Consider the following 13,623-nt stretch of genomic DNA (forward strand, 5'->3'; position numbering starts at 1 on the left):
AGCGGCAGGGCTCACCTCGCCCGCGGATGGCTCGTGGCGTAGACCTCTCGCAGGTGATCAATGGACACGTGGGTGTAGATCTGCGTCGTGGCGACATCTGCATGTCCGAGCAGTTCCTGGACGATGCGAACATCTGCCCCGCCGGACAACAAATGCGTGGCATAGCTGTGTCGCAGCATGTGAGGAGTGACCGGACCCGGAAGCCCGATCGCCTCGGCGTGGCGGCGGACGATGGCACCGGCCGCCTGCCGGGTAAGCGGTTTGCCCCAGGCATTAAGAAAGACGACGGCCGCGCCTCGACCGGCGGCCGACAGTTGCGGGCGGGCTCGCGTGAGATAGTCCCCCAGCGCATCGATGAGCGCCTGGCCCATCGGAACGATCCGCTCCTTGCGGCCCTTGCCAAACAACCGCACGGCACGGCCCTCAAAATCGAGGTCGTCCACGGCAAGCTCACATGCCTCGCTGACGCGAGCCCCAGTGCCGTAGAGGAATTCAAGGAACGCGGCGTCTCGCCGGTCCAGTGGCTCCTCGCCCACAGCGGCGTGTGCGATGAGCTCGCTGACCTGATCGATGCTGAGGACTTTGGGTAGGGCCGCTTTAGGAGCCGGTGGCGAAACCTCGGCAGCGACATCGTCGGGGGCCAGGCCTTCGGCGTGCAGGAATCGGTGCCAGGAACGAACCGCGGAGATCACGCGAGAGACGGAACGGGCGGCCAGTGAACTGCCACCATCGCTTCCCGTGCGCAGCGCGTGGACGAAACTCGAGACGTCCTCCGTCGTGATCTGTCCAGCGGCGCTGCGGCCCCGAGCCTGCAGGAAATCGACGTAGCGGGTGAGATCGCGACGATAGGCACCGATGGTGTTGTCCGACAGGGTGCGCTCCACGCGCAGATGGGCCAAGAATTCCTCGACGCTTCGCGCTAGTTGACCTGCCATGAGCGCCAGTAGCCGCTAGAACAGTCGCGCGATGAACGGGTCGAGCGCGACCGCCAGGAAGATCAGCGACAGGTAGGTAATCGAGTGGTGGAAGACCCGCATCGCGGCGAGCCGGCCCCGCTCCGGATGCAGCGCTCGCCGGTAGAGCTGGATTGCTGAGTTCGTGAACCAGGCACCGGCGGCAACCGCGACGACGGTGTAGAACCAGCTCATCTGCCCGAGCGGGATCAGCGCCAGCGTGCAGGCGATCATCGCGGCGGTGTGGATGAGGATGTTGCGGCCCACCGTCACGTTGGACGCGACGACCGGCAGCATCGGCACACCCGCCTTGGCGTAGTCCTTCTTGAACTGCATGGACAGCGGCCAGTAGTGCGGCGGCGTCCAGAAGAAGACGACGAGGAAGAGGACAAAGGGCGCAAGCGCGAGGGATCCCGTGACCGCCGACCAGCCGATCAGCACCGGCATGCAGCCCGCGACGCCGCCCCACACGATGTTCTGTGATGTGCGGCGCTTTAGGATCATGGTGTAGCCGACGGCGTAGAGCACGATGGCGGCAAGTGCCAGCGCCGCCGAGGCCCAGTTCACGAAGATCGCGAACCACGCGATCGAGGCGGCAGCTAGAACGAATCCAAAGATCGTGGCGCCGCGCGCACTGACGATGCCCGCTGGAATCGGACGTGCCCGGGTGCGGCCCATAAGCACGTCGATATCGCGGTCATAGACCATGTTGAAGGTGTTGGCCGCTCCCGCCGCCGCAGTGCCACCGATGAGGGTCGCGAGCATGAGCCAGGTGCCCGGCCAGCCGCGCGCCGCCAAGATCATCGTCGGGATCGTCGTGACGAGCAGCAACTCGATGATGCGCGGCTTCGTCAACGCAATGTACCCGCGGATCACGTCACCTCGCGAATAGGTTCGCGAGGACGTGCGCTCGGGCATTGTGGAGCGATCGGGCACGAGAATAATGACTCCTTGGACGGTGGTCCCCCTACTGTACCTGGCCAATGGGCGCGCATCCCGGCCAAGGCGCATACGATGGGAGAAGCGTGCGGTTAGTCCGCTCACATCACTCGAGACAACGGAAACGAGGAACACATGCCCACCACGCCAGAGTTCACTTGGGATGACTTCGACCAGCTCGCCGTCGATACCGGACGCGTTCTCGCGGCCGATGCGGTGCAGAAGGTGGGCAATGGTCACCCGGGAACCGCGATGTCGCTTTCTCCGCTGGCTTATTTGCTCTACCACAAGGTCATGCGCCTGGACCCCGCCGATCCCCTGTGGCTCGGCCGTGACCGGTTCGTCTTGTCCGCGGGCCACTCCTCGCTCACGCAGTACATTCAGCTGTATTTGACGGGTACCGGCCTCGAGCTTGAAGACCTGGAATCGCTGCGTACCTGGGGTTCCAAGACGCCCGGCCATCCCGAGTACAAGCACACCGACGGCATCGAGATCACGACCGGTCCCCTGGGCCAAGGTCTTGCCTCCGCCGTCGGCATGGCGATGGGAACCCGCCGCGAGCACGGCCTGCTCGATGCCGATACGCCGCTCGGTGAGAGCCCGTTCGATCACGATATTTGGGTTATTGCCTCCGATGGCGACCTGCAAGAGGGCGTGACCTCGGAAGCTTCCTCGCTCGCCGGCACCCAGGAACTTGGCAACCTCGTCGTGATTTGGGACGACAACCAGATCTCGATCGAGGACGACACCTCGATCGCGTTCGGCGAAGACGTCTCGGCGCGCTACCGCGCCTACGGCTGGAAGGTTCTCGAGGTCAACTGGCGCTCCGGCGAGGAATACCACGAGGACATCGAAGAGCTCTACCGCGCTCTGATCGAAGCCCGCGAGACGACGGACGCCCCCGTCCTGATCCGTCTGCGCACGATCATCGGCTGGCCCGCGCCGAACAAGAAGGACACTGGCGCGATCCACGGCAGCGCGCTCGGCGAGGACGAGGTCAAGGCGACCAAGGAAATTCTCGGCTTCGATCCAAACAAGACCTTCGACGTCGATCCCGAGCTCATTTCGACGCTGCGGGAGCGGGCCGCGGAGCGCGGCAAGAAGGCGCGTGAGGCGTGGCAGCCCGGCTTTGATTCCTGGGCCGAGAAGAACCCCGAGGGCAAGAAACTCCTCGACCGGCTCGTCGCCCGCACCCTGCCCGAGGACCTCGCCTCCAAGCTTCCAACCTTCGAGGGCAAGGATTCGCTGGCCACCCGCGCCGCCTCCGGCGAGGTGCTCAACGCCCTGGCGGAGCCGCTGCCGGAGCTGTGGGGCGGTTCGGCCGACCTCGCCGGCTCCAACAACACGACGATGAAGGGCGAGCCGTCCTTCCTGCCGGCGGATCGCTCCTCGGAGATGTTCCCGGGCAACGTCTTTGGTCGTACCCTGCACTTCGGTATCCGCGAGCACGCGATGGGCTCGATCCTGTCCGGTATCGCGCTCGAGGGCCTCACCCGCCCCTACGGCGGCACCTTCCTCGTGTTCTCCGACTACATGCGCGCGGCCGTGCGCCTGGCCGCCCTCATGGGTGTGCCGGTGACCTACGTGTGGACGCACGATTCGATCGGTCTCGGTGAGGACGGCCCGACGCACCAGCCCGTCGAGCACTTGACCGCGCTGCGTGCGATCCCGAACCTCGATATCGTCCGACCGGCCGATGCGACCGAAACCGCCCAGGCTTGGCTCTCGCTGCTCAAGCGCGACGCCCGTCCGACCGGCCTCATTCTGACCCGCCAGAACGTGCCCGTCCTTGATCGCGAAACCTACGCACCGGCCGAGGGCGTGGATCGTGGCGGCTACATCCTGGCCGAAGCCGATGGCGACGTCGAGGTCATCCTGCTCGCCTCCGGCTCCGAGGTTCAGCTGGCCCTTGAGGCCCGCGAGACCCTGCAGGCCGATGGCACGCCCACGCGCGTCGTCTCGATGCCCTCGATGGAGTGGTTCGATGCGCAGGACGCCGCCTACCGCGAAGAGGTGCTGCCGCCGAGCGTACGTGCCCGCGTCTCCGTCGAAGCTGGCCTTGCCGCCCCATGGCGCCCCTACGTGGGTGACCTGGGCCGTTCGGTCTCCCTCGAACACTTCGGCGCTTCCGCCGATTACGAAACCCTCTACCGCGAATTCGGCATCACCGCCGACACGGTCGTAACCGCGGCCCGCGAATCCCTGGCCGCACTCCAGCAGGAGGACTAGGTATGAATCCCTACGAAGAACTCTCCGCGCGCGGCGTCGCGATCTGGCTCGATGACCTGTCCAAGTCGGCGCTCGATCCAAGCGATAAGAACGCCCTGAAGACTGATATCGAGCAGCGCAACGTCGTCGGGGTAACGACGAATCCATCGATCTTTGCGGCCGCGCTGAAGGACGGCGCGGTCTACGCGCCCGGCATCCGCGAGCTCCTGGACTCCGGTGAGGAACACTCGACGGAGGACATTGCGCTCGCGCTCATGGTCCAAGACGTGCAGCAGGCCTGCGATCTGCTCGCGCCCGTCTTCGAAGAAACCGATGGCCTCAACGGCCGCGTCTCCATCGAAGTCGATCCGCGGCTCGCCCACGATACGGCGGCGACGGTCGAGCAGGCCCGCATGCTGTGGCATCTCGTCGATCGGCCAAACCTGCTGGTGAAGATTCCCGCGACGGTCGAAGGACTGCCCGCGATCGCCGAGGCGATCTCCGAGGGCATTTCGGTTAACGTCACGCTCATCTTCTCCCCCGACCGCTACCGCGCCGTCATGGGTGCCTACCTCGACGGGTTGCACGCTGCCGCGCGCAATCACGTGGACCTGTCGGCCATCCGCTCGGTTGCCTCGTTGTTCATCTCGCGCACCGACGCCAAGGTCGATCCGCTGCTCGATAAGCTCGCCGAAGCCGGCAACGAGCGCGCCGCCGAGCTGCGCGGCGAAGTGGGACTCGCGATCGCCCGCGTGTGCTACGCGGCGTTCGAGGAGACCTTCTCGCAGCCGCGCTTCACCGAGCTCGACGGAGCCCACGTCCAGCGTCCCCTGTGGGCCTCCACGGGCGTGAAGGACCCGAGCTATGAGGCGACGAAGTACGTCGTCGGCCTCGTCGCTCCTGACACGGTCAACACGATGCCGCGCGACACGCTCAAGGGCGTCGGCGAGCTGACCGAGATTCCGGAGGACACCGTCACGCCGAATATCGCCGACGCCGAGGAGGTCCTGGCCTCCCTCGACAAGCTCGGCATCGAGCTCGAGGACGTCTTTAGTGAACTCGAAGCCGAAGGCGTAAAGAAGTTCGAGGACTCCTGGGACGAATTGATTGCGGCCGTCCAGGCCGGCATCGACGACGCCTCCGCCTAACTCCCACCGCTCGGGCGGGGCTACCACTCGCCCCGCCCGAGCGATTCGTCTGCCCCTGCTTTGCCACTAGGAGAATCGATGGCCGACTGGCACAACCCCCTCATCAACCCCGACGATCGACGCCTGCCACGCATGTCGGGGCCGTGCGGCATGGTGATGTTCGGGATCACGGGCGATCTCGCCCGCAAAAAACTTCTGCCCGCAATCTACGATCTTGCCAACCGCGGCCTGCTGCACCCAGCTTTCGCCCTGACGGGCTTTGCCCGGCGCGACTGGGGCCGGGAGAGCTTCGTGGCCTTCGTCGAAGAGCAGATCCGCGAACACGCGCGCACCCCCTTTGACCAGGCCACCTTCGATCACCTCGCCGAGGGGATGCGCTTTGTCGAAGGCTCCTTCGACGATCTGGACTCCTTCCATAAGCTCGCCGACGTCGTGACCGAACTGGACGAGCACTTCGGCACCGGCGGGAACCACGCCTTCTACCTCTCGATCCCGCCCGACTGGTTCGGGCCAGTGTGCGAAAACCTCGCGAAGTCCGGTCTCGTGAACGATGATGCGCCCGAAGGCATCCGCGAGTCCGGGGCCTGGCGCCGAGTCGTCATCGAAAAGCCCTTCGGTCATGATCTTGCCAGCGCGATCGAGCTGAACGAGACGATCCGCAAGGTCTTTCCCGAGGATTCGATCTTCCGCATCGATCACTACCTCGGCAAGGAAACCGTCCAGAACATCCTCGCGATGCGCTTTGCCAACTCGATCTGGGAACCGCTGTGGTCTTCGCACTACGTCGACCACGTCCAGATCACGATGGCCGAGACCATTGGGATCGGATCGCGCGCCGGGTACTACGACGGCATCGGTGCCGCACGCGACGTCATCCAAAACCACCTGCTGCAGCTGCTGGCCCTCACGGCACTGGAAGAGCCGATTAATTTCTCGGCCGCTGCGCTGCACACGGAAAAGGAAAAGGTGCTCGCAAGCGTCACCCTGCCGAGCGATCTGTCGGCCCACACGGCCCGCGGTCGCTACGCCGCCGGCCGCCAGGCGGGCGAACTCGTGACGGCCTACGTCGATGAAGAGGGCGTGCCCGATGATTCCACGACGGAGACCTACGCTGCGATGCGCGTGGACATCAATACCCGGCGCTGGGCGGGCGTGCCGTTCTACCTGCGCACGGGCAAGCGGCTAGGAAAGCGCGTCACGGAGATTGCGCTCGTCTTTAAGCACAATGCGCACATGCCCTTTGACAACACCGACGTACCGGAGCAGGCGCAAAACGCCCTCGTCATTCGTATCCAGCCCGATGAGGGCGTGACGATCCGCTTCGGCTCCAAGGTGCCGGGCACGGCGATGCAGATCCGCGATGTCACGATGGACTTCGATTACGGCGAGGCGTTCACCGAGAACTCCCCGGAGGCCTACGAGCGGTTGATCCTGGATGTGCTGCGCGGCGACGCGCCGCTCTTCCCGCGCCAAAGCGAGGTCGAGCTCAGCTGGAAGATCCTTGACCCGGTGGTGAAGCACTGGGCGAAGCAGGGGCCGCCCGAGGACTATCGCCCGGGGTTGTGGGGGCCGGATTCCGCCGATCTCATGCTCGCCAACGATGGCCGCACCTGGCGCATCCCGTAGGGAAGGACGAGGCACGATGAAACTTGAAAACACCAACACCGTCGATATCGCAGTCGAGCTCAACACCATTAAGGTCGACGCCGGCTCCGTCACCCTCGGCCGGGTCCTGACCCTGCTCGCGGTTGTGCCCCACGCCGATGACGTCGAAGACGCCATCGCGACGGCCGCGGCGACCTCCCGCGCCCACCCGTGCCGCGTCGTCGTCATCGTTCACGATGAGCAGGCCGAAGCCTCCTGCGATTCCCGCCTCGATGCCGAGATTCGCTTCAGCGAGGACGAGGGCGCCTCCGAGGTCGTCGTCCTGTACCCCAAGGGCGGCGCGTGCGAGGATCTCGACACGCTCGTCATGCCGCTGCTGCTCGCGGACACGCCCGTCGTCGTGTGGTGGCCGGAGGTCGGGCCGGACTCCCCCCAGGAGCACCCGCTCGGCAACCTCGCCACGCGCCGCATCACGGACTCGCGTCACAACGACAACCCCGTGGACTATCTCGAGCGCCTCGCGCTGAACTACCACCCCGGGGACACCGATCTCGCCTGGGCGGGCATCACGCTGTGGCGAGCCCTGGCGGTCACCCTCGTGCAGGAACGCCCCCACGGCGAGATCACGGCCGCCAAGGTGCGTGGCAACCTCGACCAGCCCGCGATGCACCTCATGGCCGGGTGGCTCGCTGTCCAACTCGATATCAGCGTTGAGCTCGAAGCCGTCGACGGCGCCCGCACCCTGACCGAGGTCGTCCTGCAGCGCGCTGACGGCGAGCTCGTCATCCGCCGGCCCGACGGCGAGTCCGTGGCGACGCTATCCCATCCCAACCGGCAAGATCAGCGCGTGAACCTGCCCCGGCGCTCCGTTGCCGACTGCCTAACCGAGGACCTTCGGCGATTGGATCCAGACGATATGTACGCCCAGGTTGTGACCCGCGGGATTGCGATGGTGGAACGCTAATGGCGAACGTTACCTGGTGTGCCTTCGACGGCCCCGAAGCGGTCAGCCAGGCCGCCACCGACCGACTCCTTGCCGCCATGCACCGCGCGCTTGACGCACGCGGCCGCGCCGATCTCGTCCTGACGGGCGGCAGCCTCGGTATCGCAATGCTCGCCAACCTGACGAGCGAGCGCTTCGCCGCGCGGCTGCCGCAGGACCTTGCGGGCGTGCACCTGTGGTGGGGCGATGAACGATTCGTCGGGCGCAGCGACGAGGACCGTAACTCGGGCCAGGCGCTTGATGCAATGGCGGGCGCGCTCAGCGGTGCCACCCTGCACCTCGTGCCAGGCCCCGAGGAGGCTGCCTCGCCCGAGGACGCGGCCGCGAGCTATGCTCGTGAGCTCGCCGGCGTCGAGTTTGACATCGTATTTCTCGGGATGGGCCCCGATGGCCATATCGCGTCGCTGTTTCCTGGCCACGAGCAGGTCCTTGAGGATTCGGCAGACGCTCTGGCCGAGCTCGACTCCCCCAAGCCGCCGCCACAGCGCGTGACGATGAGTGGTTCGAGGCTGCGCGCTGCAGCCGAAATCGTCCTGCTGTTTGCCGGGGAAGAGAAGCATGCTGCGGCGGCAGCTTTGCTAGCCGGCGCCAGCCTTGATGGCGAGCAGACGCGCGCCAATGTTCCTGCGCCTTCCAGCGCCGGGGCTCTTGAGTTGCCGGCGCGCCTGGCCCTGACCGACCGTACAACGGTGCTCAGTGACGTGAGCGCCCGCCAGCTCATCGAAGCTGGCGGGGCCAAGGAGCGTTAGCGGGCGGTGCCGCGACGTTTACGAAGCCCCTCGAGGGCCTCGGCGAGCAGTTCCTCGCACTCATCGGTGCTGCGCCGCTCCATGAGGTAGTCCAGGTGCGTCTTAAACGGCACGTTCTTGGGCGGAGCCGGGGGCGCACTCGCGTCGCGGCCGGCCGGTAGCCCGCAGCTGGTGCAGGTCCATTCCTCGGGGATTTCTTCCGGATCGGCATCGATCGAGAAGGACGGTTCGGTAACGTGACCGCTGGCGCAAAAGTACTGGACGCTGAAGCGCTGGGCTAGCGGCTGGCCGGCATCGTTTTCGTGGCTGGCGTAAGAGCCGACGCGAAATCCGCGGATAGAGTTCGTCGACGTCACGGGCCCTACCCCGCGTATCGCGTGACGATACCGATCAGCATGATGGTGATCGTCCACGCCAGCGCAACGCCGATGGTGATGCGGTTGAGGTTACGCTCCGCGACGCCGGAGGACGCAAAGGAGCTGGACAGCCCGCCGCCAAACATGTCGGACATGCCACCGCCGCGACCCTTGTGCATGAGGATCGTCAAGATCAAAAAGAGGCTGGTGATCACCAGGAAGATGTCCAAGATAATCCGCAGTGCGGTCACGATGAGACCCGTTTCTACTGTTCGTTCGTCCAATGGGCAGCCCGAAGGCGAGCGTAGACCCAAACATCAACAATAAGGCATGATCTGCCCGCGCGTACAGCTGCGGGCCGGGCGATTCGTCTCACCCGGCCCGCATCCTCACGCTAATGCGCTAGCTGGCAGCGCTTAGGCTCCCGCGTGCTCCGTGAAGCGCGCGATCGCCGCGAACTCTTCGGCCTTCAGGGATGCGCCGCCGACGAGTGCACCGTCGACGTCGTCCTTGGCCATGATCTCCGCGACGTTGGAGGACTTGACCGAGCCGCCGTACAGGATGCGGACCGCGTCGGCGGTCTCCTGATCGTAGAGCTCTGCAAGGCGGGCGCGGATCGCTCCGCACACTTCCTGCGCGTCCTCGGGGGTCGCGACCTCACCGGTGCCGATAGCCCACACGGGCTCGTAGGCGATGACCGTCTTCTTCGCCTCATCGGCGTCGAGGTCCGCGTAGGCACCGTCGATCTGGGCGAGCGTGTAGTCGACCTGGCGGCCTTCCTTCCGCACATCCAGGCCCTCACCGCAGCAGATGATCGGCGTCATGCCGGCCTTCAGGACGGCCTTGGCCTTACGGCCAATGAGGGCGTCATCCTCACCGTGGTACTGGCGCCGCTCGGAGTGACCGATGACGACGTAGGTGCAGCCGAGGCGCGAGAGCATCGCGGCCGAAATCTCACCGGTGTAGGCGCCCGATTCGTGCTCGGAGACATCCTGGGCGCCGAAGACGATTCCCATCTTGTCGGCGTCCACGATGGTCTGCACGGAGCGGATATCGGTAAAGGGCGGGATAACGGCGACCTCGACGGTCTCGTAGTCGTGCTTGGCATCCTTCAGCGTCCAGTCGAGCTTTTGCACGAGCGCGACGGCCTCGTAGTGATCGAGGTTCATCTTCCAGTTGCCAGCCATAAGCGGGGTGCGAGTCATTTACTTCTCCAATACGTCGATGCCGGGCAGGGTCTTGCCCTCGAGGAGCTCCAGGGAGGCTCCGCCACCCGTGGAAATGTGCGAGAACGTGTCCTCGTCAAAGCCGAGCAGGCGCACGGCCGCAGCGGAGTCGCCGCCGCCGACGACGGAGAACATCTCCCCTTCGGACAGGGCGCGTGCAACGGCGCGGGTGCCGTCCGCGAACTTATCGAATTCGAAGACGCCCATCGGGCCATTCCACGCCACGGTCTTAGCCGAGTCGATCTTCTGCGCATACAGTTCCTGCGACTTCGGTCCGATGTCCAGGCCCATCTGGTCGGCCGGGATCTGATCGGCGGGCACGACGGTCGCCTCGGCGTCCTTCGAGAACTCCGGAGCAACAACCACGTCGACGGGCAGGACGAGGTCCACGCCCTTCTCGGCGGCACGCTCGATGTAGCCCTTGACGGTGTCGAGTTGGTCCTCTTCGAGCAGCGAGGTTCCGACCTCGTAGCCCTTGGCCTTCAGGAAGGTGAAAGCCATGCCGCCACCGATGAGCAGGATGTCGGCCTTATCAAGCAGGTTCGCGATGACGCCCAGCTTGTCGGAGACCTTGGAGCCGCCAAGGACGACGGCGTAGGGGCGCTCCGGGTTGTGGGTCGCGCGGCGCAGAGATTCGATTTCCTTTACGACAAGTTCGCCGGCAGCGCTCGGCAGCTTCTTGGCGATGTCGTAGACGGAGGCCTGCTTGCGGTGAACGACGCCGAAGCCATCCGAGACGAAGGCATCAGCAAGGGCGGCGAGTTCGGTAGCGAGCTCTTCGCGCTCGGCATCGTCCTTGGACGTTTCGCGCGCGTCGAAGCGGATGTTTTCCAGCAGCACGATTTCGCCGGCTCCCGCGGCCGCGATCGCGTCCTTCGCACCATCACCGACGACGTCGGAGGCAAGGGTCACCGGAACACCGGCGAGCTCCGAGAGGCGCGTTGCCACGGGGGCAAGCGAGAACTCGGGGTTGACCTCACCCTTGGGACGGCCCAGGTGCGCCATGATAACGACCTTGGCGCCCGCATCCAGCAGGCGACGCAGTGTCGGCAGCGCGGCGCGGATACGGCCGTCGTCAGTGATGGTGGTGCCGTCGAGCGGTACGTTGAAGTCGGAGCGAACGAGGACGGTCTTGCCGGCCAGGTCTCCGAGGGTATCAATGGTTTTCACGATTCACTCCAATGTGGGAAGTGGGGCTCATGTCAAAGCGCCCGCGCGCCGGTGGCCGGCTCGCGGGCGCTTCGCACGTCCTAGCGGCTGAGCTAGTGGCAGAGCTCGTTAGAGCTTCTCACCAACGAGGTTGGTGAGGTCGACGAGGCGGTTGGAGTAACCCCACTCGTTGTCGTACCACGAGACGACCTTGACCTCGTTGCCGATGACCTTGGTGAGGCCAGCGTCGAAGATCGAGGAGTGCGGGTCGGTCACGATATCGGTGGAGACCAGCGGCTCTTCGGAGTAGGCCAGGATGCCCTTGAGCGGGCCCTCGGCGGCCTTCTTGATGGCGGCGTTGACCTCTTCGACGGTCACGTCCTTGGACGCGGTGAAGGTGAGGTCGGTGGCGGAGCCGGTGATGACCGGCACGCGCAGGGCGTAGCCATCGAGCTTGCCCTTGAGCTGCGGCAGCACCAGGGAGACCGCCTTGGCGGCGCCGGTGGAGGTCGGAACGATGTTCACGGCCGCGGCGCGGGCGCGACGCAGGTCCTTGTGGGGCGCGTCGTGGATCTTCTGGTCACCGGTGTAGGCGTGGATGGTGGTCATGAGGCCACGCTCGATGCCGAACTCCTCGTCCAGAACCTTGGCCATCGGGGCCAGGCAGTTCGTGGTGCAGGAAGCGTTCGAGATGATGGTGTCCTTCTCGGGATCGTAATCCTGATCGTTGACACCCATGACGAAGGTGGCGTCCTCATTCTTCGCCGGAGCGGAGATGATGACCTTCTTGGCGCCGGCCTCGATGTGGGCCTTGGCCTTCTCGGCGTCGGTGAAGAAGCCGGTGGACTCGATGACGATGTCGACATCGAGGTCGCCCCAGGGCAGGTTGGCCGGGTCGCGCTCGGCGAGGGCCACAATGCGCTGGCCGTCGACGGTGATGGAATCCTCGTCGTAGGTCACGTCTGCATCGAGACGGCCCAGGATGGAGTCGTACTTCAGCAGGTGAGCAAGAGTGTGGTTATCGGTGAGATCGTTCACGGCCACGATCTCGAAGTCTGCACCGGCAGCGCGTGCTGCACGGAAGAAGTTGCGGCCGATGCGGCCAAAGCCGTTAATGCCGACGCGGATGGTCACTGTGATCCTCCAACATGTGCGCCGTTGTATCAGACGCACGAAAAGTCGATCGTATCGGGAGATGCTCGTGCATTCCCGGCCGGCCAAGTCCGGACCAGCCGGCAGGTTAAACGCTACCAGGCCGCGGCCCCGATCGCTAAGGGACCATGGTCCAAGGGCTTGGGGCTCAGTCCTCGAGCATGTCCTCGGTCAGGACGCTCATCGTGTCATCGATACCGAGCTGGGCGGCTTTCTTGTCGGCCAGTGCGAGCAATCGCCGAATTCGCCCGGCGACCGCGTCCTTGGTCAGGGGCGGATCGGCGGCCTGGCCGAGGTCCTCCAGGGAGGCTTCGCGGTGGGCGAGCCGGAGGCGACCGGCCTGCTCGAGGTGATCGGGCACGCCATCGGCACCGAGTATTTCAAAGGCACGGGCCACCCGGGCGGAGGCCGCGACGGCGGCGCGGGTGGAGCGGCGCAGATTCGCGTCATCGAAGTTCGACAGGCGGTTGACGTCCCCGCGAATTTCGCGACGTTTGCGCCTCTCATCCCATTCGGCAGCGGCAGTGCCCGCCCCCATGACGCGCAGCAGCGTGGAGATCGCTTCGCCGTCACGCACGACGACGCGATCGACGCCGCGCACCTCGCGCGCCTTGGCGGTGATGTTGAGCCGGCGCGCCGCGCCAACGAGGGCGAGCGCGGCCTCGGGGCCGGGGCAGGTGACCTCCAGGGAGGCCGACCGGCCGGGTTCGGTGAGCGAGCCGTGAGCGAGGAAGGCACCCCGCCATGCGGCGACCGCTTGGCTCTGCGCTCCTGAGACGATGGCCGGCGGCAAGCCGCGCACCGGTCGGCCGTAGGCATTGATCAACCCGGTGAGGCGCGCGAGTTCGCTGCCGCCCTGAATGACGCGCACGACGTAGCGGCGCCCGCGACGCAGTCCCCCACCGTCGACGACGATGACTTCGGAGGTGTGACCGTACAGCTCGAAGATCGCCTGTCGTACTCGACGAGCGGCTATGCCTGTGTCGAGCTCAGCTTCGATAACGATATTGGAGCCGATCTTGTGCAGCCCGCCGGCGAACCGGATCGTCGCGGCGGTTTCGGCCTTACGGTCGGCGGTGGCGTCAACGCTTACTCGGGCGAGCTCGTCTTTGACATCCATCGTCAGACTCATCGG

The 13,623-nt window shown here is 65.6% G+C and carries 13 protein-coding genes; 5 read left to right on the forward strand and 8 right to left on the reverse strand.

Going from position 1 to position 13,623, the window contains the following annotated elements:
• Positions 1-11: 11 nt before the first annotated feature.
• Entirely contained in the window at positions 12-935 is a 924-nt protein-coding gene (locus BLU67_RS07345) for a site-specific tyrosine recombinase XerD (RefSeq protein ID WP_092564490.1), read from the reverse strand.
• A gap of 15 nt (positions 936-950) precedes the next feature.
• Positions 951-1,889: a heme o synthase gene (locus tag BLU67_RS07350; RefSeq protein WP_222842423.1), complete on the reverse strand. Its 939-nt coding sequence runs from the start codon at positions 1,887-1,889 to the stop codon at positions 951-953.
• Positions 1,890-2,027: 138 nt separating this feature from the next.
• Here BLU67_RS07350 and tkt point away from each other — a divergent pair, with 138 nt between their 5' ends.
• From tkt to pgl, 5 genes are all read left to right on the forward strand, one after another.
• On the forward strand, positions 2,028-4,121 hold the full coding sequence (gene tkt, locus BLU67_RS07355; protein WP_092564496.1) for a transketolase: 2,094 nt from the start codon (positions 2,028-2,030) through the stop codon (positions 4,119-4,121).
• A gap of 2 nt (positions 4,122-4,123) precedes the next feature.
• Complete coding sequence (gene tal / locus BLU67_RS07360) at positions 4,124-5,248, forward strand: transaldolase (protein ID WP_092564499.1); 1,125 nt, start codon at positions 4,124-4,126, stop codon at positions 5,246-5,248.
• A gap of 78 nt (positions 5,249-5,326) precedes the next feature.
• Complete coding sequence (zwf, locus tag BLU67_RS07365) at positions 5,327-6,874, forward strand: glucose-6-phosphate dehydrogenase (protein WP_092564502.1); 1,548 nt, start codon at positions 5,327-5,329, stop codon at positions 6,872-6,874.
• A 16-nt stretch (positions 6,875-6,890) separates the two neighbouring features.
• Positions 6,891-7,817 carry a glucose-6-phosphate dehydrogenase assembly protein OpcA gene (locus BLU67_RS07370; protein WP_176780738.1) on the forward strand — a complete coding sequence of 309 codons (927 nt, stop codon included), beginning with the start codon at positions 6,891-6,893 and terminating at the stop codon, positions 7,815-7,817.
• Positions 7,817-8,605 carry a 6-phosphogluconolactonase gene (pgl, locus tag BLU67_RS07375; RefSeq protein WP_092564508.1) on the forward strand — a complete coding sequence of 263 codons (789 nt, stop codon included), beginning with the start codon at positions 7,817-7,819 and terminating at the stop codon, positions 8,603-8,605. Before BLU67_RS07370 ends, pgl begins: the two co-directional genes overlap by 1 nt.
• Here pgl and BLU67_RS07380 read toward each other — a convergent pair.
• The 6 genes from BLU67_RS07380 to whiA form a co-directional block, all read right to left on the reverse strand.
• The gene (locus BLU67_RS07380) at positions 8,602-8,961 is read right to left on the reverse strand and encodes an RNA polymerase-binding protein RbpA (RefSeq protein WP_092564511.1); all 360 of its coding nucleotides are present in this window, start codon (positions 8,959-8,961) and stop codon (positions 8,602-8,604) included. The genes pgl and BLU67_RS07380 overlap by 4 nt on opposite strands.
• Before the next feature lie 5 nt (positions 8,962-8,966).
• Complete coding sequence (gene secG / locus BLU67_RS07385; protein WP_092564514.1) at positions 8,967-9,212, reverse strand: preprotein translocase subunit SecG; 246 nt, start codon at positions 9,210-9,212, stop codon at positions 8,967-8,969.
• Positions 9,213-9,377: 165 nt separating this feature from the next.
• Positions 9,378-10,166, reverse strand: a complete 789-nt coding sequence (gene tpiA / locus BLU67_RS07390) for a triose-phosphate isomerase (RefSeq protein ID WP_092564517.1) — start codon at positions 10,164-10,166, stop codon at positions 9,378-9,380.
• Entirely contained in the window at positions 10,167-11,357 is a 1,191-nt protein-coding gene (locus BLU67_RS07395; protein WP_092564520.1) for a phosphoglycerate kinase, read from the reverse strand.
• Between the two features lie 108 nt (positions 11,358-11,465).
• Positions 11,466-12,470 (reverse strand): type I glyceraldehyde-3-phosphate dehydrogenase, encoded by a 1,005-nt coding sequence (gene gap / locus BLU67_RS07400; RefSeq protein ID WP_092564522.1) that lies wholly within the window; start codon positions 12,468-12,470, stop codon positions 11,466-11,468.
• 166 nt (positions 12,471-12,636) lie between these two features.
• The gene (gene whiA, locus BLU67_RS07405) at positions 12,637-13,620 is read right to left on the reverse strand and encodes a DNA-binding protein WhiA (RefSeq protein ID WP_092564524.1); all 984 of its coding nucleotides are present in this window, start codon (positions 13,618-13,620) and stop codon (positions 12,637-12,639) included.
• Between the last annotated feature and the right edge of the window lie 3 nt (positions 13,621-13,623).

It is taken from the genome of Bowdeniella nasicola (assembly GCF_900107735.1).
GTDB classification, from domain to species: Bacteria; Actinomycetota; Actinomycetes; order Actinomycetales; family Actinomycetaceae; genus Bowdeniella; species Bowdeniella massiliensis.

Coding starts and splice junctions, on each gene's coding strand:
- BLU67_RS07345 (WP_092564490.1), bottom strand. CDS start 935: ATGGCAGGTCAACTAGCGCGAAGCGTCGAGGAATTCTTGGCCCATCTG.
- tkt (WP_092564496.1), top strand. CDS start 2,028: ATGCCCACCACGCCAGAGTTCACTTGGGATGACTTCGACCAGCTCGCC.
- tal (WP_092564499.1), top strand. CDS start 4,124: ATGAATCCCTACGAAGAACTCTCCGCGCGCGGCGTCGCGATCTGGCTC.
- zwf (WP_092564502.1), top strand. CDS start 5,327: ATGGCCGACTGGCACAACCCCCTCATCAACCCCGACGATCGACGCCTG.
- BLU67_RS07370 (WP_176780738.1), top strand. CDS start 6,891: ATGAAACTTGAAAACACCAACACCGTCGATATCGCAGTCGAGCTCAAC.
- pgl (WP_092564508.1), top strand. CDS start 7,817: ATGGCGAACGTTACCTGGTGTGCCTTCGACGGCCCCGAAGCGGTCAGC.
- tpiA (WP_092564517.1), bottom strand. CDS start 10,166: ATGACTCGCACCCCGCTTATGGCTGGCAACTGGAAGATGAACCTCGAT.
- whiA (WP_092564524.1), bottom strand. CDS start 13,620: ATGAGTCTGACGATGGATGTCAAAGACGAGCTCGCCCGAGTAAGCGTT.